18 protein-coding genes and 2 tRNA genes are annotated in these 21,878 nt (G+C 70.3%); 11 read left to right on the forward strand and 9 right to left on the reverse strand.

Annotated features, from left to right (window positions below; all coding sequences use genetic code 11):
* Nucleotides 1-225: 225 nt before the first annotated feature.
* On the reverse strand, nucleotides 226-1,650 hold the full coding sequence (glnA, locus tag KTR66_RS23210; protein WP_213616973.1) for a type I glutamate--ammonia ligase: 1,425 nt from the start codon (nucleotides 1,648-1,650) through the stop codon (nucleotides 226-228).
* Nucleotides 1,651-1,796: 146 nt separating this feature from the next.
* Nucleotides 1,797-2,135, reverse strand: coding sequence for a P-II family nitrogen regulator (locus KTR66_RS23215; protein WP_213616975.1), 339 nt, complete (start codon nucleotides 2,133-2,135; stop codon nucleotides 1,797-1,799).
* 295 nt (nucleotides 2,136-2,430) lie between these two features.
* Between KTR66_RS23215 and KTR66_RS23220 the strand changes: the two genes are divergently transcribed.
* The 6 genes from KTR66_RS23220 (at nucleotide 2,431) to KTR66_RS23245 (ending at nucleotide 8,206) form a co-directional block, all read left to right on the forward strand.
* Nucleotides 2,431-3,621: an aminotransferase gene (locus KTR66_RS23220; RefSeq protein WP_213616977.1), complete on the forward strand. Its 1,191-nt coding sequence runs from the start codon at nucleotides 2,431-2,433 to the stop codon at nucleotides 3,619-3,621.
* Between the two features lie 28 nt (nucleotides 3,622-3,649).
* Nucleotides 3,650-3,898, forward strand: a complete 249-nt coding sequence (locus tag KTR66_RS23225) for a hypothetical protein (RefSeq protein ID WP_249732388.1) — start codon at nucleotides 3,650-3,652, stop codon at nucleotides 3,896-3,898.
* Between the two features lie 38 nt (nucleotides 3,899-3,936).
* A tRNA-His gene (locus KTR66_RS23230) sits at nucleotides 3,937-4,012 on the forward strand.
* Nucleotides 4,013-4,162: 150 nt separating this feature from the next.
* The gene (locus KTR66_RS23235) at nucleotides 4,163-5,134 is read left to right on the forward strand and encodes a tripartite tricarboxylate transporter substrate binding protein (RefSeq protein WP_213616979.1); all 972 of its coding nucleotides are present in this window, start codon (nucleotides 4,163-4,165) and stop codon (nucleotides 5,132-5,134) included.
* Nucleotides 5,135-5,366: 232 nt separating this feature from the next.
* Nucleotides 5,367-7,583 carry an ATP-binding protein gene (locus tag KTR66_RS23240; protein WP_213616981.1) on the forward strand — a complete coding sequence of 739 codons (2,217 nt, stop codon included), beginning with the start codon at nucleotides 5,367-5,369 and terminating at the stop codon, nucleotides 7,581-7,583.
* Nucleotides 7,580-8,206: a response regulator gene (locus KTR66_RS23245; protein ID WP_213616983.1), complete on the forward strand. Its 627-nt coding sequence runs from the start codon at nucleotides 7,580-7,582 to the stop codon at nucleotides 8,204-8,206. Before KTR66_RS23240 ends, KTR66_RS23245 begins: the two co-directional genes overlap by 4 nt.
* A gap of 1 nt (nucleotide 8,207) precedes the next feature.
* Here KTR66_RS23245 and KTR66_RS23250 read toward each other — a convergent pair whose 3' ends face one another.
* The 5 genes from KTR66_RS23250 to KTR66_RS23270 form a co-directional block, all read right to left on the reverse strand.
* On the reverse strand, nucleotides 8,208-9,068 hold the full coding sequence (locus KTR66_RS23250) for an endonuclease/exonuclease/phosphatase family protein (protein ID WP_213616985.1): 861 nt from the start codon (nucleotides 9,066-9,068) through the stop codon (nucleotides 8,208-8,210).
* Nucleotides 9,069-9,161: 93 nt separating this feature from the next.
* A complete protein-coding gene (locus KTR66_RS23255) occupies nucleotides 9,162-10,208 on the reverse strand; it encodes an ABC transporter ATP-binding protein (protein WP_213616987.1) in 1,047 nt (348 codons plus the stop codon).
* On the reverse strand, nucleotides 10,208-11,029 hold the full coding sequence (locus tag KTR66_RS23260) for an ABC transporter permease (RefSeq protein WP_213616989.1): 822 nt from the start codon (nucleotides 11,027-11,029) through the stop codon (nucleotides 10,208-10,210). The genes KTR66_RS23255 and KTR66_RS23260 overlap by 1 nt, the downstream gene beginning before the upstream one ends.
* Nucleotides 11,026-11,865, reverse strand: a complete 840-nt coding sequence (locus tag KTR66_RS23265; protein ID WP_213616991.1) for an ABC transporter permease — start codon at nucleotides 11,863-11,865, stop codon at nucleotides 11,026-11,028. The genes KTR66_RS23260 and KTR66_RS23265 overlap by 4 nt, the downstream gene beginning before the upstream one ends.
* Entirely contained in the window at nucleotides 11,862-12,965 is a 1,104-nt protein-coding gene (locus KTR66_RS23270; protein ID WP_213616993.1) for an ABC transporter substrate-binding protein, read from the reverse strand. Before KTR66_RS23270 ends, KTR66_RS23265 begins: the two co-directional genes overlap by 4 nt.
* Before the next feature lie 71 nt (nucleotides 12,966-13,036).
* On the opposite strand from KTR66_RS23270, the gene KTR66_RS23275 reads away from it, so the two are divergent.
* The 3 genes from KTR66_RS23275 to KTR66_RS23285 all read left to right on the forward strand — a co-directional run bounded on the left by KTR66_RS23275 (nucleotide 13,037) and on the right by KTR66_RS23285 (nucleotide 16,376).
* Nucleotides 13,037-14,374: an amidohydrolase family protein gene (locus KTR66_RS23275; RefSeq protein WP_213616995.1), complete on the forward strand. Its 1,338-nt coding sequence runs from the start codon at nucleotides 13,037-13,039 to the stop codon at nucleotides 14,372-14,374.
* A gap of 78 nt (nucleotides 14,375-14,452) precedes the next feature.
* The gene (locus KTR66_RS23280; protein WP_213616997.1) at nucleotides 14,453-15,412 is read left to right on the forward strand and encodes a tripartite tricarboxylate transporter substrate binding protein; all 960 of its coding nucleotides are present in this window, start codon (nucleotides 14,453-14,455) and stop codon (nucleotides 15,410-15,412) included.
* Entirely contained in the window at nucleotides 15,402-16,376 is a 975-nt protein-coding gene (locus KTR66_RS23285; RefSeq protein ID WP_213616999.1) for a tripartite tricarboxylate transporter substrate binding protein, read from the forward strand. Before KTR66_RS23280 ends, KTR66_RS23285 begins: the two co-directional genes overlap by 11 nt.
* A gap of 9 nt (nucleotides 16,377-16,385) precedes the next feature.
* Here KTR66_RS23285 and KTR66_RS23290 read toward each other — a convergent pair whose 3' ends face one another.
* Both KTR66_RS23290 and KTR66_RS23295 read right to left on the reverse strand, forming a co-directional pair.
* Nucleotides 16,386-19,196 carry an ATP-binding protein gene (locus tag KTR66_RS23290; protein ID WP_213617000.1) on the reverse strand — a complete coding sequence of 937 codons (2,811 nt, stop codon included), beginning with the start codon at nucleotides 19,194-19,196 and terminating at the stop codon, nucleotides 16,386-16,388.
* A 237-nt stretch (nucleotides 19,197-19,433) separates the two neighbouring features.
* Nucleotides 19,434-19,955 (reverse strand): invasion associated locus B family protein, encoded by a 522-nt coding sequence (locus KTR66_RS23295; RefSeq protein ID WP_213617002.1) that lies wholly within the window; start codon nucleotides 19,953-19,955, stop codon nucleotides 19,434-19,436.
* 130 nt (nucleotides 19,956-20,085) lie between these two features.
* Between KTR66_RS23295 and KTR66_RS23300 the strand changes: the two genes are divergently transcribed.
* Both KTR66_RS23300 and KTR66_RS23305 read left to right on the forward strand, forming a co-directional pair.
* A tRNA-Pro gene (locus tag KTR66_RS23300) sits at nucleotides 20,086-20,162 on the forward strand.
* A gap of 76 nt (nucleotides 20,163-20,238) precedes the next feature.
* Entirely contained in the window at nucleotides 20,239-21,849 is a 1,611-nt protein-coding gene (locus KTR66_RS23305; RefSeq protein WP_213617004.1) for a peptide chain release factor 3, read from the forward strand.
* Nucleotides 21,850-21,878: the final 29 nt, after the last annotated feature.

Raw genomic sequence — 21,878 nt, forward strand, 5'->3', positions numbered from 1 at the left:
CGGCTGGCCCCGCGCCACTTCCGCGGCGCGAAGCCAAGCGCGCGGAGCGCGCGCCCGGCGCCTGAGGGCCCCAAAAACATCAAAACCCGCCGCCATTGCTGGCGACGGGCCTGAAGGATCCGGCCGCGAATGCGGCCGGCGCGCCCATAGGAACCGGGTGGCCCCGCGCCACTTCCGCGGCGCGAAGCCAAGCGCGCGGAGCGCGCGCCCGGCGCCTGAGGGCAATCAAACGCTGTAATACATCTCGAACTCGACCGGGTGCGGCGTGTGCTCGAAGCGATACACCTCACCCCACTTCAGCTCGATGTAGCTCTCGATCTGGTCCTTGGAGAACACGTCGCCGGCCAGCAGGAAGTCGTGGTCGGCGGCGAGCGCACCCAGCGCCTCGCGGAGCGAACCGCAGACGGTCGGGATGTCCTTCAGCTCTTCCGGCGGCAGGTCGTACAGATCCTTGTCCATCGGGTCGCCCGGGTGGATCTTGTTCTTGATGCCGTCCAGGCCCGCCATCATCATCGCGGCGAAGGCCAGGTAGGGGTTCGCACCCGGATCCGGGAAGCGCACCTCGACGCGCTTCGCCTTCGGGCTCGTCGCGTAGGGGATGCGGCAGGAGGCGGAGCGGTTGCGGGCCGAGTAGGCCAGCAGCACGGGGGCCTCGAAGCCCGGGATCAGGCGCTTGTAGCTGTTGGTCAGCGGGTTGGTGAAGGCGTTCAGCGCCTTGGCGTGCTTGATGATGCCGCCGATGTAGTAGAGCGCCGTCTCGCTCAGGTCCGCATAGCCATTGCCCGCGAACACCGGCTTGCCATCCTTCCAGATGGACTGGTGCACGTGCATGCCCGAGCCGTTGTCGCCATAGATCGGCTTCGGCATGAAGGTGGCCGACTTGCCGTACGAATGGGCAACGTTGTGGATCACATACTTGTAGATCTGCATGTGGTCGGCCTGCGTCACCAGCGTGCCGAACTTCGTGCCGAGCTCATGCTGCGACTGCGCCACCTCGTGGTGGTGCTTCTCGCCGGCGACGCCCATCTCGATCATGGTCGAGAGCATCTCGGCGCGCAGGTCGACTTCGCTGTCCACCGGGTTCACCGGGAAGTAGCCGCCCTTGACGCCCGGGCGGTGGCCCATGTTGCCCTCGGGGAAATCCTTCATCGAGGCGCCGGGGCCTTCGATGCTGTCGAGCGAGAAGTGGCCGAAATTGCCGCCCGTGCCGAACTTCACGTTGTCGAACACGAAGAACTCGGCTTCGGGGCCGAAGAAGGCGGTGTCGCCGATGCCCGTGCTCTTCAGATACTCTTCGGCCTTCTTGGCGGTCGAGCGCGGGTCGCGGTTGTAGCGCTGGCCGGTCGAGGGCTCATAGATGTCGCAGAAGAGGATCAGCTGCGGCTTGGCCGAGAAGGGGTCCATGCAGGCCGAGGCCGCGTCCGGCATCAGGATCATGTCGGACTCGTTGATCGCCTTCCAGCCGGCGATCGAGGAGCCGTCGAACATGATCCCTTCCTCGAAGGTCTCTTCCTCGACGGTGGAGACGTGCTGAGCGGTGTGCTGCCACTTGCCGCGCGGGTCGGTGAAGCGGAAGTCCACATACTCCACGCTGTTCTCCTTGATCATTTCCATGACCTTGGAGACTGCCTCGGGGGAATTCATCGCCATGTCGTCTCTGTCCTGTTGCCTGCGTCCCTAGGGAAATTTCCCCACGGGCTACTCCCGCAGGGGCGCCGCATCGCCGGCCAGGGACGCCCCCAGAGCCGGTGTGCGGCGAAACCAATGCGCCCCCTTGGGTTGGGGGCGGTGAAACCTCAGACCGCGTCCTCGCCCCGTTCGCCGGTGCGGATGCGGATCACTTCCGCGATGTCGGAGACGAAGATCTTGCCGTCGCCGATGCGGCCGGTGCGCGCCGCGGCCTGGATGGCCTCGACCGCGCGCTCCAGCATGTCATCGGCGCAGACCACCTCGATCTTCACCTTCGGCAGGAAGTCCACGACATATTCGGCGCCGCGATAGAGCTCCGTGTGGCCCTTCTGCCGGCCAAAGCCCTTCGCCTCGAGCACGGTCAGGCCCTGAAGGCCGATCTCGTGCAGGGCGTCCTTCACCTCGTCGAGCTTGAAGGGCTTGATGATGGCCTCGATCTTTTTCATCGCATCCAACATGTCTGTGTCTGGGCGTATCGGGGGCCCATGACGTTTCCCGTGTGGCACCAGGCGGCGATGCTTGCCGCCACCTGTGAAGCCGACAGCCTTTTGCACGCGGCGGCCAGGGGGCGCAATCGTGCCCCCACGGGGTTCCGGGCGAAAACCGGCCCGGTGCCGCCCGAATTGGAGGCAGTCTGCCGCCGATCCAGGCAGGAGCGCCCCGCGATCCTTGCGTGGCCCCAGGGGTGGGGCCATGCTATGGCGCGAGACCTTTTTCCCTTCGCATGCAGGGTTGTTGCCGATGAAGCCGATGAACGAGCTGCTTTCCGCCACGGGCACGACGATCTTCACCGTCATGTCGGCGCTGGCCGTGCAGCATGGCGCGATCAACCTGGGGCAGGGCTTTCCCGATTATGACGGCCCGCCCGATGTGCTGAAGGCGGCGGCCGATGCGCTGATGGATGGCCGCAACCAGTACCCGCCGATGACCGGCGTGCCCGAGCTGCGCCAGGCCGTGGCGGCCGCCAACAAGCGCTTCTACGGCATCGAGGTGGACCCGAATGCGGAGGTGGTGGTCACCTCCGGCGCGACCGAGGCCATCACCGCAAGCCTGATGGCCGTGCTCAACCCGGGCGACGAGGTCGTGCTGATCGAGCCGCTCTATGACACCTATGTGCCCACGGTGAAGCTGCTGGGCGCCATCCCGCGCATCGTCCGCCTCAGCCCGCCCAAGTGGGAGCTGCCGCGCGCCGAACTCGCCGCCGCCTTCGGGCCGAAGACCAAGGCGATCCTGTTCAACACGCCGATGAACCCGACGGGCAAGGTTTTCACCGCGGCCGAGCTCGCCTTCATCGCCGATCTCGTGACGCGGCATGATTGCTACGCCATCTGCGACGAGGTCTACGAGCACCTGACCTATGATGGCTGGAAGCACATCCCGCTGATGACGCTGCCTGGGATGCGCGAACGCTGCCTTCGTATCGGCAGCGCCGGCAAGACCTTCAACCTGACCGGCTGGAAGGTCGGCTATGTCACCTGCGACCGCGCGCTGCAGCCCAATGTCGCCAAGGCTCACCAGAACCTGACCTTCACCACGCCGCCCAACCTGCAGCGCGCGGTGGCGGTGGGCCTCGCCAAGGATGACGCCTATTTCGCCTCGCTCGGCAGCGAACTCGCGGCGCGGCGGGACATGCTGGCGGCGGGGCTGACGGAGCTCGGCTTTCACGTGCTGCCGGCCATGGGCAGCTATTTCGTGACGGCGGATATCCGCTCCATCGGCTTCACCGGCGACGACGTGGCCTTCTGCCGCATGCTGACCGAGGAGGCGAAGGTGACCGCCATTCCGGTCACCGCCTTCTATGCCGGCGAGGACCCGCCGAACCATTACGCCCGCTTCGCCTTCTGCAAGAACGAGAGCGTGCTGCGCGAGGCGCTGTCGCGCATCCGCACCTGGATGGAAGCCCGCCGGGGCGCGCAGCGCGTCGCCGGATAACCGCCGTCGCAGCCAAAGGCGCCGAGCCATGAGCGCCACTGACGCCACCCCCGACGCGATGCGGCTGGCGACTGGCAACCTGCTCCGATGGATCGCCGCCGAGCCGCGCGGCTATGGCCAGACGATGGAGGCCTGGCGCAGTTCCTGCCCTCGGCTTTCGGTCTGGGAGGATGCGCTGCTGGAGGGCCTGGTCGAGATCAGGCCCGGGTCGGGGCGCATGGCGGCGGCGCAGGTCCGGCTGACGGCGCGGGGCCGGGCTGTGCTGGGCGCGGGTTGACGCAAACGCCCTGGCGGGCCTATCCAGCGCGCCGTGCGGCGGTCGTAGCTCAGATGGTAGAGCGCCAGGTTGTGGTCTTGGATGTCGCGGGTTCGAGTCCCGTCGATCGCCCCATTCTCCCCAGGATGATCTGATCTGGTCGCGCCAGAACGTTTGCACGGGAGCGTTCCCACGGGGGCGTTCGCACGGGAGCGTTTGTGCCTGGGCGCTTTCCCAGGCGGGCTGAAAGCCTCTAAACCGGGGGCAAGAATCCCGGAGGAACCCATGCCCCTGCGCCGCCTGCTGCTCGCCGGCCTCGCCGCCTTCGCCCTTGCCGCGCCCGCCGCCGCCCAGGCCCCGTGGCAGCCCGACCGGCCGATCCGCCTCGTCGTGCCCTTCGCGGCCGGCGGCGCCACCGATGTGGGCGCACGCGTGCTGGCGGAAGCCATGTCGGCGCATCTGCCGCAGCCCATCGTCGTCGAGAATCGCGTGGGCGGGGCGGGCATCGTCGCCTCCGAGGTCGTGGCGCGCGCGGCCCCGGATGGCCACACGCTGCTGATCAACAACACCTCGCATTCGGTGCTGCGCCTCGTCGTGCCCAATGCGCCGATCGACGTCACCACGGCGCTCACCGCCGTCTCCATCCTCTCGGAGATGCCGATGGTCATGCTGGTGGCGAACAACCACCCGGCGCGCGACGTGCGGGAGTTCATCACCATGGCGCGCGCGGCGCCGGGCCGCTTCGACTATGGCAGCACGGGCGGCGGCGGCACGCTGCAGATGGCGGCCCTGCTCTTCCTCAACGCGGCGGGGCTGGAGTTGAACGAGATCCCGTATCGGGGTGGCGCGCCCGCGACTCTCGACCTCGCGGCGGGCCGCATCGCCATGGTCTTCGACGTGGCGCTGACCGGCGTGCAGACCGCCCGCGGCGGACAGGCCCGCGCCTTCGCCGTGACCAGCGCCGGCCGCAGCCCGGCCCTGCCCGATGTGCCGAGCCTGCGCGAGGTGGGCCTGGATGCCGAGATGAATGTCTGGCAGGCGATCTTCACGGCGAGCGCCACGCCGGCGCCGGTGCAGGCCGCGCTCCAGCGCGCCATCGCCGCCGCCATGGGCACCGAGGCGATGGCGCGCCGCATGGCCGAACTGGGCGTGGACCGCATCGTCGCGAACACGCCCGAGCAGGCGCAGCGCTACGTCTCGGCGGAGATTGCGCGCTGGGAGACGCTGCTGCGCGGGCGGATCACGCCATCGCGCTGAAGCGTGGCCAACACGGATTGATCACGCCTCAGATCTTGCTGAGAGCCTCATTCACGCCCCTGGTGATCCCACCAAAGGCGATCAGACCCTGGTCCGGTCGGGTTCGCCCCGCCTGCCGAGCGTTCGTTGCGAGCATGAACCGGTTGCCGGGCGCATGTGTCTCGATGCATCCGGCAACGGCCGCCATGAGGACGTGGCGGGCACGGCGCGGCTCTGGCATGCTGCGCGGGTCATGAGCACCGCCAAACCGGCCCCGAGCCTGCGCCGCCATCTGCTGCGCCTCGCCATGCTCATGCTGCTGCCTGCGCTGCTGCTCGGCGGCTGGCTGACGATGGAGCTGGCCGCCCGCCTGAAATCCGACACCGAAGCGCTGCTGGCGAGCGGCGCGCGCTCACGCGCGCTTGCCGTGGAGCGCGAGTTGGAGGCGGCGGTGTTGCTCCTCCAGGCGCTCGCCACCTCGCCGTATCTCGATTCGGGCAGTGGTGGCCTCGTGGCCTTCCATGCCCAGGCGCGGGAAGTGGTTGCGCCGCTCGGCAGCTTCACGATCTTCGTCCGCCGCGATGATCCGCTCCGGCAGTTGGTGAACAGCCGCCTGCCCCTGGGCAGCACCCTGCCGACCATGCTGGAGGATGGCGCCTCCGCCCGGGCGATGCGGACCGGGCAGCCGGCCTTCCGCGAGCCGATCGTGCTGCCGCGGATCGAGCAGAACCTGGCGAGCGTGGCCGTGCCGGTGCGGCGCGATGGGCAGGTCGTGGGTGCGCTCACCATGCCGATCCTGCCTTCGCGCCTGGCCGCGCTGCTGCGCCAGCCGGTGGAGCAGATCGGTTCGGTCGGCTTCATCATCGCGCCGCCCAATGGCCTGGTGGCGAGCCTGGTCTTCGCCGACGGCGCCTCCGATCCATGGACCATCCCGCCGGGCTTCATGGAGCGCCTGGGCTCCGCCACGCGCGGCCTGATCCGGGCGCCGGGCCCCACGGGCGAGCCCCTGCTGATGGCCTTCGAGCGCGTGCCGATCAATGGCTGGATCGTGATCCTGGCGGCGACGAAGGCGGAGGAGCAGGCAGCCTGGCTCCAGCCCGCCATCAACGCGGGCGCGCTCGCGCTCGGCGTCGTGCTGCTGCTGGCGCTGCTGACGATCGCCTTCATCCAGAGGCTCATCCGCCCCCTGTCCGGCCTCGTCAGCGAGGCGCGGGGGGCGCCCCGGAGCGGGCTGCGCGTCGCGGAGTTCGAGGCGCTGGCCGCAGCCGTCGCCGAGGCGCGCCGCGTGCCCATGGAGGAGGCCGAGGCCTCGCGCGAGCTGGTGGCGCAGACCATCGCCCTGGCGCGCGAGGTGGAGGATGACCGGCAGCTGCTGCGCTCGGTCATGGAGTCGGTGCCGGACGAGATCTTCGTGAAGGATGCGCGGCTGCGCTACGTCCTGGTGAATCGCGAGGTCGCGCGCGTGATGGGGCGGCCGGAAAGCCACATCCTGAACCGCACCGACGACGAGCTGCTGGACCCCGAGATGGCCGCGCGCCTCGCGGAGATCGACCGCGAGGTGATGCGCAACGGGGTGATCCATGAATACGAGAGCAGCCTGACCATGCCGGGGCATCCCGGCGAGTCGCGCATCTATTTCGTGGTCAAGGCGCCCTGGCGGGATTCGACGGGGCAGGTGGTGGGCCTCGTCGGCGTCGCGCGCGATGTGACGCGCCGCCGCGCGACGGAGCAGCGGCTGCGCCAGGCGGAGGAGGCGATGCGCCGCATCGCCCGCGCGGACACGCTCTCCGCCATGAGCATGGGTGTGGCGCATGAGCTGAACCAGCCGCTGACGGCGGCCGGCAATTTCCTGCGCGCGGGGATGCGCATGCTGCAGGGCGAGCAGCCGGACCAGCGGCGCCTCGCCGCCGCGCGGGAGGCGATGCGGGAGGCCTCCAACCAGGCGCTGCGCGCGGGCGAGATCCTGCGCCGCCTGCGCGACTTCATCGGCCGGGGCGAGACGGAGCAGCAGCTCGTCTCGCTCGGCCCGCTGGTGGCCGACGGCGCCGCCCTGGTGCGCGCGGCCCATGGCGCGAATGCGCCGCAGATCGGGCTCGACCTCTCCGTCTCGGGCTGTGTCGTGATGGCGGACCAGGTTCAGCTGCAGCAGGTCTTCGTCAACCTGCTGCGCAACGCGATCGAGGCCACCGAGGGGCTGGCGGAGCGTGGCATCGCGGTCGGTCTGCAACGGGAGGGCGGGCGCGCGGTGCTCAGCTTCCGCGATGCCGGCCCAGGGTTGCCGGCGGAGGTGCGCGAGCGCCTGTTCCAGCCCTTCGTCAGCACCAAGGAGACCGGCATGGGCATCGGCCTTTCCATCTGTCGCGCCATCATCGAGGCGCATGGCGGCCGCATCTCGGCCCCCACGGGCGAAGGCCCGGGGACCGTGATCCGGATCGAGCTTCCCCTCCGCGAGGCGGCGCTCGCGGCGTGAGCGGCGGCCTCGTCCATGTGGTGGATGATGACGAGGCGGTCCGCCGCTCGCTCGCCATGCTGCTGGATTCGGTGAATATCCGCGCGACCACCTATCCGAGCGCCGAGGCGCTGCTCGCCGTCGCTGGCGCGCCCGAGGGGCTGGAGGCCGGCTGCATCCTGCTCGATGTGCGCATGGAGGGCATGGACGGGCTCTCGCTGATCGAGGTGCTGCGCCGGCAGGGGGTGACGCTGCCCGTGGTGGTGGTGACCGGCCACGCCGATGTGCCTCTCGCCGTGCGCGCCATGCGGGTGGGCGCGATGGATTTCGTGGAGAAGCCCTATTCGGAGGACCGCATCCTGGAGGCGGTGGGCGCCGCGCTGACCGCGCTGCGCATGGCCGACCAGCGCCGCGCGCTGCAGATCCAGGCGGAGGCCCAGGTGGCGGCGCTTTCGCCGCGCGAGACCGAGGTGCTGGCCGGCCTCGTCGCCGGCAAGCCGAACAAGGTGATCGGCTACGAGCTCGGCATCAGCCCGCGCACGGTGGAGGTCCACCGGGCGAATCTGATGGAGAAGCTCGGCGTGCGCAGCCTGCCCGAGGTGGTGCGGATCGGGCTCGCGGCGGGGATTTCGCCCGAGCGGTGACTCACGCCGCCGCGGCGAGTGTCTGTTCCTGCGCCCGGCGCAGGTCCAGCCGCGCCTTGAGCGGCAGGTGGTCCGAAGCCAGGCGCGCCAGCGGCGAGGCATGTGCCGAGACCCCGGCCAGCATGTCCCGCGGATGCGCCAGGATACGATCGAGCGCCAGGAAGGGCAGGCGCGAGGGGAAGCTCGGCTCGCCCGGGTCAAGGGGGCCGAAGAGGCTCTCCAGCGGCACGAGCGAGGAGGGGATGCCCGGGCGCCACTCGTTCAGGTCGCCCATCAGGAGGGTCGGCATGGGCTGGCCGCCGCGGATCGCCTCCAGCAGCGCCTCGGCCTGCATGGCGCGGTGGCGGCGCAGCAGGCCCAGATGCGCCGCGACGACGCGGATGCGGCCAGCGGGAAGCTGAAGCTCGGCCACCAGGGCGCCGCGCGCCTCGGCGCCCGGCAGATGCAGGCGGCGCAGGCGGATCAGGCGCGCCTGGCGCACGAGGATGGCATTGCCGTGCCAGCCATGCCCGCCCGGCGTGTCCGAGACATGCAGCATGGTGAGGCCGGTCCGGCGTTCGAGGGCGGCCGCATTGAGCAGGCCGGTGCGCTGGCCAAAGCGGCGGTCCACCTCCTGCAGCGCCAGCACATCGGCCTCCAGCTCGGCGATGACGGCGGCGATTCGGCCAGGATCGAAGCGGTTGTCCACGCCCACGCATTTATGGATGTTGTAGGAGGCGACGGTGAGGCAGCCTTCCTCCAGCGGGACGGCGGGGCCGGCCGGCTTGCGGCCGCGCAGCAGCGCGCCGCCCAGCTTGCGCAGGGCGCCGTGCAATTCCAGCGGCAGGGCAGTCCTTGGCGAGCGAGGCGGCGGGGTGGGCATGCGGCTTTCGATGCGGGAGCCCTCTCCATATGGGAGGTGCGGCGCGGAGCGAAACGTTTTCGCGGGGCCTTGCAAAGAATCCATGAAGATTCCTCAGCCGGCCTCCACCGGGATGATGCGGCAGGCGGCGGGCGCCACGGCCAGGGTGAGGCTGGCGCCGGGCTCGGGCAGGGGTGAACCGGGCGGCAGGGCGAGGGCGACGGGGGCCGTGCCCTCCACCATCAGGTCCAGGAGGGTGGCGGCCCCGCGATAGCGATGGCCGGCCACCTGCGCGGGGAGCGCGTTGTCGCCGGGGCGGGGCGCATCGAGGCGCAGCGCCTCGGGGCGGATGAGGAGGCCCTGCGCGGCGGCGACGCGGCGGGATGGCGGGGCGGCGAGTTGCGTGCCGGCGGTGGTGGTGAAGCCGCCGGGCCCGGCGCGCCCCTCCAGCCAGAGCGCCTGGCCCAGGAATTCGGCGACGAAGCGGCAGGCGGGTTCCTCATAGACCTCGCGCGGGGTGCCGATCTGGAGCACGCGGCCTGCGCTCATGATCGCGATGCGGTCTGCCAGGGCCATCGCCTCCTCCTGGTCATGCGTCACGATCAGGGTGGTGGTGCCGATGCGCGAGAGGATCTGGCGGAGTTCGGTCTGCAGCGTGTGGCGCAGCTTGGCGTCGAGGTTGGAGAGGGGTTCGTCCAGCAGCAGCAGGCGCGGGTTGATGGCGAGTGCGCGGGCCAGCGCGACCCGCTGCTGCTGCCCGCCCGAAAGCTGCGCAGGGCGGCGGGCGCCGAGGCCCGTGAGGCGGACGAGGTCCAGCATTTCGGCCACCCGCGCCTCGCGCTGGGCGCGGGGGATGGCGCGGCGGCGCAGGCCATAGGCGATGTTGTCGCCCACACTCATATGCGGGAAGAGCGCGTAGTCCTGGAAGACCAGGCCGATGTCCCGCGCATGGGGCGGCAGGCGCGTGAGGTCTCGGCCGCCCAGGGTGATGCTGCCGGAATCGGCGCTCTCGAAGCCGGCCACGATGCGCAAAGTGGTGGTCTTGCCGCAGCCGGAGGGGCCGAGGAGCGCGACCACCTCGGCGGCGCCCGCATCGAGGCTGGCGCCGTCCAGGGCAAATGCGCTGCCGAAGCGGCGCGTCAGGTTCTGCACCTCCAGCATCAGCCGCGCGCCCCCACATCGCCGGCCAGGCGCTCGATGCCGATGGTGCGGTCGAGCAGCAGGAGCAGCAGCAGCGTGGCGGCGAGAAACACAGTGGAGACGGCGGCGATGGTGAGGTTCAGGTTGGCGCGCATCTCGGCCACCAGCGCGATGGGCAGCGTCTGGGTGAAGGCGTCGGAGAGGAAGAGGCTGACGGCCACTTCGTCAAAGGAGAGGACGAAGGCCATGGCCGCGCCCGCCACGATGCCGCTGCGCGCGGCGGGGACGGCGACGTCCCACAGCGCGCGCGCCTCGCTCGCGCCGAGCGAGATGGCGGCCTCGATCTGGCTGCGCTTCACGCCGATCAGGCTGGCCAGCACGGCGCGCAGCGTGAAGGGCAGGGTGATGACGACATGGCCCATGACGAGGCGCGTGAAGGGATCGAAGATGCCCAGGCGCGCGGTGAAGACCAGCAGCGAGAAGCCGATGACGACGGTGGGCACGAATTTCGGCGAGAGGAAGACCGCCTCCAGCGCGTCACGGCCGGCGAGGCGCGGGTCCATCAGCGCGAGGGCGCCGAGCGTGCCCAGCGTGGTGGCGATGAGGGCCGCGACGAGGCCCAACTGGAGGCTGATGAGGAGCCCGTCGAGATAGGTCGGGTTGCTGGCGAAGGCGCGGTACCAGCGCAGCGAGAATTGCTGCGGCGGAAAGGCGCCCAGGAAGCTGCGGTCGTCGAAGGAGAGCAGGCAGGCGACCAGCAGCGGCACCAGGAGGAAGAGCACGGCCGCGAGCACGGCGAGGCGTGCGAGTGTGCGTGCAGCGAGGTCCAGCGCCACCTTCATCGCGGCACCAGGCGGCGGGCCAGGGCACTCAGCCCATAGACCACGAGGAAGGCCAGGATCAGCATGGTGATGCCGATGGCGGCCCCGGACGGATAATTCCCGATATCGGCGAAGCGCGTGTACATCAGGCTCGTCGTGAAGACGACGACGCCGCGGCCCAGCACCAGGGGGGCCACGAAATTGCTGATGCACATGGCGAGCGCGACGAGGAAGGCTGAGACGAGGCCGGGGGCGGCCAGCGGCAGCAGGATGCTGACCACCGCGTCGCTGCGCGTGGCGCCGAGCGAGGCGGCGGCTTCCTCGAGGCGCGGGCTCAGCGCGCGGAAGGTGCCGACCAGCATGAGCGCCACCACGGGCAGGGTGAAGTGCAGCAGGCCAATGCCGACCAGCACCTCGGCATAGCGCGGATGCCGCGGCGCGAAGCCGAGCAGCGCGCCGAGCGGCGCCAGGGGCCCAAGGCTGCCCCAGGCCATCTCGATGGCGTAGAGGCGCGCGATCAGGCTCATCACCAGAAGGCCCACCAGCAGGGCGAGCAGCCCTTTGCGCACCGCCGCGCGCGGGCTGCGCACGGCGGCGAAGGCGAGCGGCGCGCCGAGCAGCAGGCTGAGCGTCGAGACGATCAGCCCGATGCGGAAGGTCTCCCAGAAGTAGACGAGATAGGCGGGCTGCAGCAGTTCGCGGTAATGCGCGAGCGTCCAACCTTCGCCCGGCCGCATGCTGCCGGGGATGAAGGGCTTGAGGCTTTCGAGGGCCAGCAGCGCGACCGGCCCGCCCATCAGCATGGCCAGCAGCAGAAGGCCGGGCGCCAGCAGCCAGAGGTGGATGCCGCGCTTCAACCGCGCCGGACCAGCGGCGTGATCTCCGTCTCCCAGCGGCGCGTCCAGGCATCCACCTGGCTGGACATGTAGGCGTAGTCCGGGATGTAGGCGAAGCGCTCCAGCTCGTCCGGCTTGTAGAAGATGTCGGCGATGGCGGGCGCGGGGGTGGAGTTGATGTTCGTCGGTCCCGAGCCCAGCGGCATGTTGTAGCGCGTGTTGATGGGCGCGGTCGCGAAGTGGTTGGCGAAGCGCTTGGCCGCGGCCACGCGGTTCGCGTTCTCACCCTTCATCACCGCGAAGCCCTCATTGAAGAGAAAGCCCTTGTTGTCGGGCAGGCGCGTGAGAAGGCGGCAGGGGAAGCGGTCGCGCACGGCCTGCCAGCCGCCGGTGTTCCAGAAGGCGACGGAAAGGTCGCCCGCGCTCATCGCATTGATCATCTCGGAATTGTTGGCGACGACGCGGCCGATCTGCCCGCGTTCGGCCAGCTGCTTCAGGAATTGCCAGCCCGGCTCGATGTTGCGCTCATTCCCGCCGCGCTGCATGGCAAGGCTGACGAGAAGCAGGCCCGAGAGGTTCACCGGCACGGGCACGCAGAGCTTGCCGCGGAAGCGGGGTTCGAGAAGCTGCTCGATGCTCTCGATGGGCGGGCCGGTGACAAGATCGGTGCGGTAGCCCCAGAAGGCGCCGGCGGTGGAGAGCGGGACCGTCATCTTGCGGCCCTGGGCGTCCTTCTTGAAGAAGGCGTCGGGGATTTCGCGGAGTGCCGGCATCTCCGTCTCGCTCACCGGCTCCATCCAGCCCGCCTCCATCATGGCGGCGAAGACCGGGTCCCAGGCGGCGATGAGGTTCTGCGGCACGCGCGGCCAGAGCGGGCGCAGCCGGCCCACCACCGCCATGGCGCCGCCGGCATGCAGCTCCCACTGGATGCGGTCGCCCGTCGCGCGCATCCACTCTTCGCCGATCGGGCGGCAGACCTCGATCCACTGGGCGCCCCACATGACCACGAGCAGCTGCTCGCCGCGCGGCTGGGCAAAGACCGGCCCCGCACCCGCCATCCCGGCGAGGCCCCCCAGCAGCGCGCGGCGGTTGACGGCGGGCGAGGCGATGATCCGGGCCATGAGGGTCTCCGCGAGGGTTCCGCGGCACGGGGCATGCATGGTCCATGCCAGTGACCCCGGGAGAGACATCCATGCAACCTGACCTCATTCTCACGGATGCGATGCTCGTCACCCATGGCGAGACGCCCATCCCGCGTGCCTTCCTGGCCATGGGCGGCGGGAAGATCCTGGATTGCGGGCCGATGGAGCGGATGCCGGCGACCGACGCGCCGCAACTGAGCCTGCCGGGCCGGCTGCTGACGCCCGGGCTGATCAACATCCACACCCATGCCGTGCTCTCGCTGATGCGCGGCATCGCCGTGGATATGGGCTTCGCGCCCGCCTATACGCCCGGCGTGCCGCATGGCCACGAGATCAACGCCGAGGAGGCGCTGGCGCTGGCGCGGCTGGGCGCCATGGAATCCCTGCTCATGGGCTCCACCGTCATGGTGGACAGCTACGTGCATGGCGAGGTGACGCTGCCCGCCATCGCCGATCTCGGCCTGCGCATCTGGGCCTGTGGGCGTCTGCACGATGTCGATTTTTCGCGCGTTCATCTCGCCGATTGGCGACACGTCCCGGAGATCGGTGCGCAACGCCTGGCCGAAGTGGAAGCGCTGATTGCCCAGTTCCATGGCAGCCACGGGGGCAGGGCGCATGTCATCGTGGCACCGCATGCGCCTGACACGTGTTCGGCCGGGCTGCTGCGCCGCGCGGCCGATCTGGCGCGCGATGCGAAGCTGCTGACGACGACGCATCTCTCGCAGTCGCAGCTTGAAAACGCGGAAATCCAGCGACGCGACGGGTGCTCTCCCACCCAGTTGCTGGAACGTTGCGGCCTGCTGGATGACCGGCTGATCGCCGCGCACTGCATCCATATGTCGCCCGACGATATCGCGCGTTTCGGCGCGGCGGGTGCGACGGTCGCGCATGTGCCGAAGGGCAATGCGACCGGGGGGGCCATCGCCAATACGCCCGCGCTGCGGGCGGCCGGCGCGCGCATCGCATTGGGCACCGACAACCTCACGCAGGACATGGCCGAGCAGATGCGCTGGGCGTTGGCCACGGCGCGCATCCGCGTGGGTTCGGTGGGCGAGGGCTGGCAGCCGGAGGACGCCTTTGCCATGGCGACGGTCCATGGCGCGGCCGCGCTCGGCAAGTCGGGCCGGCTCGGGCAATTGGCGCCGGGCTTCGCGGCGGATGTGGTCGCCTGGGATTTCCGCCGCGCGCATCTGACGCCGCTGCTCGACCCGCTGGGGACGCTGGTGCATGACGCCAATGGCCGCGACGTGGAGCATGTCTGGATCGGCGGGGACCAGGTCGTGGAGGCCGGCCGGCCGACCCGGGTCGATGAGGCCGCGGTGCGCGCTGCGGCGCAAAGCGCGGCCGAGGGTCTCTGGGCGCGGGCGCGGCAGCAGATCGCCGCCTGACGGCGCGTCGCTTTTGGCTTGATGCGGGACCTCCGCCTCTGCCAGCCTCCTGTCCATAAAATGACCAGGAGGAAACAGATGCTCTTGTCCCGCCGGAGCCTTGGCCTTTCCGCGAGCCTGCTGGCCGCGCCCGGGACCCTGCGCGCGCAATCGGGCGCGATCCGTCTCGTCGTCGGCTTTCCGGCCGGCGGCGGCGTCGATTCCATCGCGCGGCCGGTCGCGGCGCGCTGGCAGGAGCGGCTGGGGCAGCCCGTCGTGATCGACAACCGGCCGGGCAACAACGGCAATATCGCCATGGATTTCGTGGCCAAGGGAATCGCCGACGGCACGCAGCTCTTCCAGGGCAATGTCGGCAACCTCGCCATGACGCATGCCCTCTTCCCGAACCTGCCCTTCGACACGGGGCGCGATTTCCGGGGTGTCGGGCAGCTGACGCTCGGCCCGCTGGTCTTCGCCGTGCCGGCGGACAGCCCGATCCGCTCCATGCAGGACCTGGTCGCCGCGGCCAAGGCGCGGCCGGGGGCGCTGAATTTCGGCTCCGGCGGCTCGGGCGGCGTGCCGCATCTGGCCTTCGAGGTCTGGAAGCGTTCTGCGGGCGTGGACATCGTCCATGTGCCCTATCGCGGCTCGGCCCCCGCGCTGCAGGACCTGCTGGGTGGGCGCATCCAGCTGATGGTGGATGGCTATTCGCTGATGCGCGGCGCGCATGAGGGCGGGCGCGTGCGCGTCATCGGCATCACCTCGGCCGAGCGGCACCCGCAGCTGCCCGATGTGCCGACGGTGAAGGAGAGCGGGCTCGACTGGGTCTTCACCTCCTGGCAGGCCATCGTCTGCCCGGCGGCCACGCCCGCGGCCGTGCGGCAGCGGCTGGAGGACCAGCTGGCCCGCACCTTCCGCGAGAGCGACCTGCCGGCGGTGCTGACCGGGCTCGGCACCTTCCCGCGCTTCGCGCCCGGCGCGGAGGTGGACCGGCTGATCCGCGAGGATCGCGCGCTCTGGACCGCCGTGGTGCGGGAGGCGAACATCAGTGCCGATTGAGGTCTCTCGCCGTGCGACGCTGGCCGCGCCCGCGCTGCTCCTGGCCCGGCCTGCCGCCGCGCAGGAATACCCGGCCCGCCCGGTGCGCGTCGTCATCGGCTTTCCGCCCGGCGGCGGCGTGGACATCGTGGCGCGGCTCATCATGCCGCGCCTCTCCGAGGCGTTGGGCCAGCCCTTCCTGGTGGAGAACCGGGCCGGCGCCAATGGCAACATCGCCATGGACGCGGTGCACCAGAGCACGCCCGATGGCTACATGCTGTTCTACGGCAATGTCGGCAACCTCGCCGTCACCAACGCGCTCTATCGCAACCTGAGCTTCGACACGCTGCGCGACTTCGTCCCCATCGGGCAGACGATGGAGAGCTTCTCCGTCATCGCGGTGAATGCCGAGCTGCCGGTGCGCACGCTGCCGGAGCTCATGGCCTATGCGCGGGCCAATCCGGGGCGGCTGAACGGCGCCTCGGCCGGCGCGGGCGGGCCGACGCACCTGGCGCTCGAGCTGTTCAAGCGGCAGTTCAACCTCGACATCACGCATGTGCCCTATCGCGGCTCGGCGCCCGCCATCGTGGACCTCGCCGGCGGGCGGGTGCAGATGATCATTGATGGCTATTCGCTGATGCGATCGCCGGTGGAGAGCGGGCGGGTGCGCGTGCTGGCCGTCACCGCCGCCCGGCGCGAGCCGCTGCTGCCCGACACGCCGACCACGGCCGAGGCCGGCGCGCCGGGTTTCGAGGCGGGGAGCTGGCACATGCTGACCGCGCCCCGCGGCACGCCCCAGGCGGCGATGGACCGGCTGCAGGGCGCGCTGGGCCGGGCGTTGGCCGAGCCCGCGCTGGTGGCCGCCATGGCGCAGCAGGGTGTGGCGGCGCGCTTCCGCAACCAGCGTGAGGCGGCGGCCTTCTTCGCCGCCGAGCGCGAGCGCTGGACCCGTGTGATCCGCGAGGCGAACATCACGGTGGAGTAGGCGGAAGCCTTATGCGCTGACCGCCACGCGCTGCAGCATCGGCAGCGTCTCGGCCACGATCTCCGGCAGGGCGGCGAGGTGCGGCGCCACGTCCTGGCCGGCCCGGATCGCGCGCTGCAGGCGGTCGATGCCGTTGGTCAGCCGCTCGGCGCCCAGGCTCCGGGCGGGTTCCATCACCATATGCGCGGCCTGGCGCATGCGGGTCACGTCACGCGCGATGCGGGGTTCGGCCAGTACGGCGCAGCCCTCGCGGATCTCCTCCACCATGTCATGCATGGCATGGGCGGCGAGGGCGCCGAGATCGGCCAGCGAACGCCGCAGCGTCGCCTCGTTCACCAAGGGCGGCTCCTCGGGGCGGGTGGGCGCCATGGCGGGAAGGGCGCTGCGCCAGGAATGGCCGGCGACAAGGTCCTGCATGGCGGAGAGCAGCGCGTCGCGGTCGATGGGCTTGGCCAGGTGGCCGTCCATGCCGGCCTCGTAGCAGGCGGAGATTTCCTCGGGCAGGGTGGAGGCGGTCACGCCCAGGATGGGAATGGTGCCCTTGGGCGCGGGCAGCATGCGGATGCGGCGCGTCGCTTCCAGCCCGTCCATGCCGGGCATGTGGACATCCATCAGCACGATGTCGAAGGCGTTGCGCTCGACGGCCGTGACGGCGGCCGCGCCGCTGCTCACGAATTCCACGCGATGCCCCGCGGGGGCGAGCAGCGCCTGCACGACGAGCCGGTTGGGCGCGAGGTCATCCGCCACCAGCACCAGCAATCCGGGCATGTCGGGCAGAGGTGGCGCGGGCACGGGCAGGGTCTCGGGCGCCGGGCGCTCGGCCAGTGTTCGCAGCGGCAATTCGAGCCAGAAGAGGGCCCCCGCGCCCGGCTCGCTGTCGCAGCCGATGGCACCCCCCATGGCGGCGGCGAGGCGTGCCGTGATGGCGAGGCCGAGGCCGGTGCCCAGCCCCTCGCTCTCGCCATGCGGCGCGATCTGCGTGAAGTCGCGGAACAGCAGGTGGCGCTTGTCGGGCGGGACGCCCGGGCCACTGTCCTGCACCTCGATGCGCAGGCCCATCTGGCCGCGGGAGAGCGGCCGCACGCGCAGATCCACGCGCCCGCCATCGGGGGTGAACTTGATGGCGTTGGAGAGCAGGTTCAGCAGCATCTGGCGCAGGCGCATCGCATCGCCCTCGACCATCTCCGGCATGGCGGGCGAAAGGTCGAGCGAGAGGCGCAGGCGCTTGCGGTCCACATCGGGCGCCATCAGGCCCACGCAGGCCTCGAAGAGCGGGCGGAGCAGCACGGGCCGCAGGTCGAGGTCGAGCTGCCCGGCCTCGATCTTCGTCAGGTCGAGCAGGCGGTTCACCAGCTCGCGCAGATGGGTGCCGGCATCGTGCAGCAGGCGGAGCTGGTCGCGCTGGGTGTGGCCGAGATTGTTGTCGGACATCAGCGCCTGGGCGAAGCCCAGCATGGAGTTCAGCGGCGTGCGCAGCTCATGCGACATGCGGGCGAGGAACATGCCCTTGGCCACATCCTCGGCATGAGCGGCGTCGCGGGCGCGGGCCAGCTCCTCATTGGCGCGCTTGAGTTCCGTGATGTCGGTGCGGATGCCGATGGTGCCGCCATCGGGGGTCATGCGCTCGGTGATGAGGATCCAGCGGCCATCGGGCAGCAGGGCCTCGAGCGGCGGGCCCTTGCTGCGGCGCCAGCGCACCATCTCGTCGATCGCGGCCTCGATATCGCCGGTGAGCTGCGGGAACTGCCCGCGCAGCGCGCCCTCGCGCATGATCTCACGGAAGGAGGCGCCCTCGCGGATGAAGGGGGCGGAGAGGGCGTACATCTCGCGGAAGCGCTGGTTGCAGATGACGAGGCGATCATCCGGCCCGAACAGCACGAAGCCGTCGCTCATGCTGTCGAGAGCATTCGCCAGGGTGGTGCGCCAGCGGTCGCGGTCGCCCTCGGTGCGCTCGCGCTGGCGCAGCATGAGGGAGAGCAGGCCGGCCAGCGTGATGATCAGCAGGCCGAAGGCGGCGGAGAAGAGGATGGCGGGCCAGCGTTCGGAGGACCAGGCGGCGAGTGCGGCCTCGCGCGTCATGGTCACGCGGATGGTCAGGTTGCCGTAGAGCGTGGGCCGCGTCAGCGCGACCACGGGCGGTTCCGCGTTCGGGTCGGGGCGGGTTGCGATCTGCGCTTCCTCATGCGGCAGGGCGGCGAGCAACAGGCCGTCATTGCGCATGAGCGTGATGCGAAGCCCCGGCGCATCGCCGCCCGAGGCGAGGAGCTGGCTGAGATTGGCGAGCGGGATCTCGGCCATGGCGGTGGCATTGGGCAGGCCCGAGATGCTCACCGGATGGGCGAAGAAGAGGCCCCATTCGCGCGAGGCCGGGTTGCGGATCGGGCCGCCGATGCGAAGCCCGCCTTCGTGGAGGCCGGATTCGTTGAAAGTCGGGCCGGTCGGGCCTGGCAGGCGGCGGCGGCGATAGACGGAAAGCGCGGTGGCGACGGCCTGGCCTGTGGAGTCGAGCACCAGGATGTCGCGGTAGATCAGGTTCTGGTTGTTGAGCTCCTGCAGCACCTCGCTCGCGCGGTTGGCGTCGAAACGGCCGTCGCGGGCAGGGCCGAGGATGACGGGCAGGCCGAAGAGCAGGGATTCGACCTGGGTGAAATGACGGTTGATGTTGGCTTCCACGGCGCGGGCGATGCGCTCCACCGTCTGGTTGGCCTGGGCCAGGGCCTCCTGCCGGCCGCGCTCGACCATCAGCCCGGTGGCCAGAGCCTGCACGAGCAGGATGACCACGGCCGTGCCGAGGACGGTGCGGCGGAGTGAGCGGGTCAAGGGCTTGCCGGGCCCGGTATGGCCGCCGGGCTGCCCGCCGTCAGCCGGCGCGGGGAGCCATGCGCGGCATGGTCACCGGGTCCGGGGCGCTTTGCCGCGGATGGTTTTGGCAGCAAAAGAATATGCCCTGGGATTTGGATATGTCTCCGATTTTGACAATCTATCCTTGGGGCCGTGATTCGACAAACGAAAGAAACCAATTTTCAGACATTTGGGCGGCGGTGTTGCCGCTGGGACTCAGAAGCCCTCGCGCGCCAGGGCGTCAAGGGCCTGGCCGAAGCCCCGGGTTGAGAAGGGCAGCGCCACCTCGCCCCCCAAGGCGTCCCGGTATTCCAGGCGCCCCTGGGCTTCCCGGGCGCGCAGGCGGGTGAGTTGGCCGGCGCTGACATCCGTCTCGGCCACGCAGCCGCGCGGCCCGCAGGCGCGCAGCGTGACCGGGATGGGGGCGGCGCGGTCCGGCAGCTGGATCAGCATGGGGTGGACCACGGTGACATTGGCCGGGATCAGCACGATGAGGCGCATGGGGTCGCCGCGCTGGGCGCGGCCGAAGGCGAATTGCGCGACGGGCTGGCGGCGCTGGTCCTGGAGGGATTGCAGCACCTCGCAGCCGCGCGGGCCGTTCTGGCGCGTCTCGCAGCGGAGGATCCAATCGCCGAAGCTGGCATTGGTGACATTGGGGGCCGCGGCAGGCGCGGGCGCCTGCGCCAGCGCGGGTGCGGCCAGCAGTCTTGCCGCCAGCGCCATCATGGAAAGCCGCATCACTCGTTTCATGGGGACAGTCTACCCCGCGCTTCGGTGGGGCGCGATCCGGCGGAATGTGACGAATGCCGACAGGACATGGCGCGCACCCCTTGGACAAGCGCGCAACGGGTGGTAAGGCCACTCGCGTCGGAGCGTAGCGCAGCCTGGTAGCGCATCAGTCTGGGGGACTGGGGGTCGTGGGTTCGAATCCCGCCGCTCCGACCATTGCGGCCTTCCCCGGTGGCCCTCCCCCATGCTTCCCCCCGGAGTGCCCGCCTTGAGCCAGAATGCCTCTGAAGCCTTGACCACGGGCGCCGCCGCCACTGGCGCCGCGCAAGAGGCCGCGCGCCGCCGCAGCTTCGCCATCATCGCCCACCCCGATGCCGGCAAGACCACGCTGACCGAGAAGCTGCTGCTCAAGGGCGGCGCCATCCAGCTCGCCGGCCAGGTGCGCGCCAAGGGCAATCGCCGCGCCACGCGCTCGGACTGGATGAGCATCGAGCAGGATCGCGGCATTTCCGTCGCGACCTCGGTCATGACCTTCGAGCGCGACGGGCTGATCTTCAACCTGCTGGACACGCCGGGCCACGAAGACTTCTCCGAGGACACCTACCGCACGCTGACCGCCGTGGACGCCGCCGTGATGGTGCTGGACGCGGCCAAGGGCATCGAGGCGCAGACGCTCAAGCTCTTCGAGGTCTGCCGCCTGCGCGACATCCCGATCATCACCTTCATCAACAAGATGGACCGCGAGGGGCGGGACCCGCTGGAGCTGCTCGACGAGATCGAGAAGACGCTGGCGCTGGACGTCTCGCCCGCCGCCTGGCCGGTGGGGCAGGGGCGGGACCTGCTCGGCGTCTATGACCTGCTGGACCCCGCGCTGCGCCTGCTGGACACGGCGGATGGCGGGCATATCCCGCTTTCGGGCCTCGAAGACCCAGAGCTCGAGAAGCTGGTGCCCGAGGGCCTGCTGGCCGATCTGCGGGACCAGGCGGGGCTGGTGACCGGCGGCTATCCGGAATTTGACCGCGACGCCTTCCTGCAGGGCACGCTGACGCCCGTCTTCTTCGGCAGCGCGCTGCGCGATTTCGGCGTGGGGCATCTGCTGGATGGCCTCGCGCGCCTGGCCCCGCCGCCGCGCCCGCGCGCGGCCGATGCGCGGATGGTCGCCCCCGGCGAGGGCAAGCTGACGGGCTTCGTCTTCAAGGTGCAGGCGAACATGGACCCGCAGCACCGCGACCGCGTGGCCTTCCTGCGCGTCTGCTCCGGCCGCTTGCAGAAGGGCGCGCGCCTGCTCCAGGTGCGCACCGGCAAGCAGGTGCCGGTGAACGCGCCGCTCTTCTTCTTCGCGAAGGACCGCCAGGTGGCGGAAGAGGCCTGGCCGGGCGATGTGGTGGGCATCGCGAATCACGGGATTCTGCGCATCGGCGACACGCTGACCGAGGGCGAGCCGATCAATTTCCGCGGCGTCCCCTCCTTCGCGCCCGAGCATCTGCGCCGCGTGCGCCTCGATGACCCGATGCTGGCCAAGAAGCTGAACAAGGCGCTGGAGCAGCTGGCCGATGAGGGCGTGGTGCAGATCTTCCGGCCGCTGGATGGCTCGCCGCCGGTGATCGGCGTGGTGGGGCTGCTGCAGATCGACGTGCTGCAAAGCCGGCTCAAGGTGGAATACGGCGTGCCGGCGGGCTTCGAGCACACGCAGTGGGAATATCTGCGCTGGGTGACCTCCGAGGATCGCGACGCCATTACGCGCTTCAGCCAGTTCAACCGCAGCGAGTTGGCCGAGGATCATGACGGCGCGCTGGTGGCGCTCTTCGCCTCGGACTGGCGGCGCAAGCGCGCGGAGGAGGAGTGGAAGATGCTGAGCTTCCACGCGCTGCGCGAGCAGCACGCGCTGCCTGAGAAGAAGTAGCAGGGCGCTGCCCTGCACCCGCCGGGGCC

The organism is Roseococcus sp. SDR (assembly GCF_019083995.1).
In the GTDB taxonomy this organism is placed as follows: domain Bacteria; phylum Pseudomonadota; class Alphaproteobacteria; order Acetobacterales; family Acetobacteraceae; genus Roseococcus.

What these genes read in the sequence shown, in the direction of transcription:
- KTR66_RS23255 (WP_213616987.1), bottom strand. Translation starts at nt 10,208, where the DNA reads ATGCTGGAGGTGCAGAACCTGACGCGCCGCTTCGGCAGCGCATTTGCC.
- KTR66_RS23295 (WP_213617002.1), bottom strand. Translation starts at nt 19,955, where the DNA reads ATGCGGCTTTCCATGATGGCGCTGGCGGCAAGACTGCTGGCCGCACCC.
- KTR66_RS23215 (WP_213616975.1), bottom strand. Translation starts at nt 2,135, where the DNA reads ATGAAAAAGATCGAGGCCATCATCAAGCCCTTCAAGCTCGACGAGGTG.
- glnA (WP_213616973.1), bottom strand. Translation starts at nt 1,650, where the DNA reads ATGGCGATGAATTCCCCCGAGGCAGTCTCCAAGGTCATGGAAATGATC.
- KTR66_RS23240 (WP_213616981.1), top strand. Translation starts at nt 5,367, where the DNA reads ATGAGCACCGCCAAACCGGCCCCGAGCCTGCGCCGCCATCTGCTGCGC.
- KTR66_RS23225 (WP_249732388.1), top strand. Translation starts at nt 3,650, where the DNA reads ATGAGCGCCACTGACGCCACCCCCGACGCGATGCGGCTGGCGACTGGC.
- KTR66_RS23220 (WP_213616977.1), top strand. Translation starts at nt 2,431, where the DNA reads ATGAAGCCGATGAACGAGCTGCTTTCCGCCACGGGCACGACGATCTTC.
- KTR66_RS23250 (WP_213616985.1), bottom strand. Translation starts at nt 9,068, where the DNA reads ATGCCCACCCCGCCGCCTCGCTCGCCAAGGACTGCCCTGCCGCTGGAA.
- KTR66_RS23260 (WP_213616989.1), bottom strand. Translation starts at nt 11,029, where the DNA reads ATGAAGGTGGCGCTGGACCTCGCTGCACGCACACTCGCACGCCTCGCC.
- KTR66_RS23280 (WP_213616997.1), top strand. Translation starts at nt 14,453, where the DNA reads ATGCTCTTGTCCCGCCGGAGCCTTGGCCTTTCCGCGAGCCTGCTGGCC.
- KTR66_RS23235 (WP_213616979.1), top strand. Translation starts at nt 4,163, where the DNA reads ATGCCCCTGCGCCGCCTGCTGCTCGCCGGCCTCGCCGCCTTCGCCCTT.
- KTR66_RS23275 (WP_213616995.1), top strand. Translation starts at nt 13,037, where the DNA reads ATGCAACCTGACCTCATTCTCACGGATGCGATGCTCGTCACCCATGGC.
- KTR66_RS23270 (WP_213616993.1), bottom strand. Translation starts at nt 12,965, where the DNA reads ATGGCCCGGATCATCGCCTCGCCCGCCGTCAACCGCCGCGCGCTGCTG.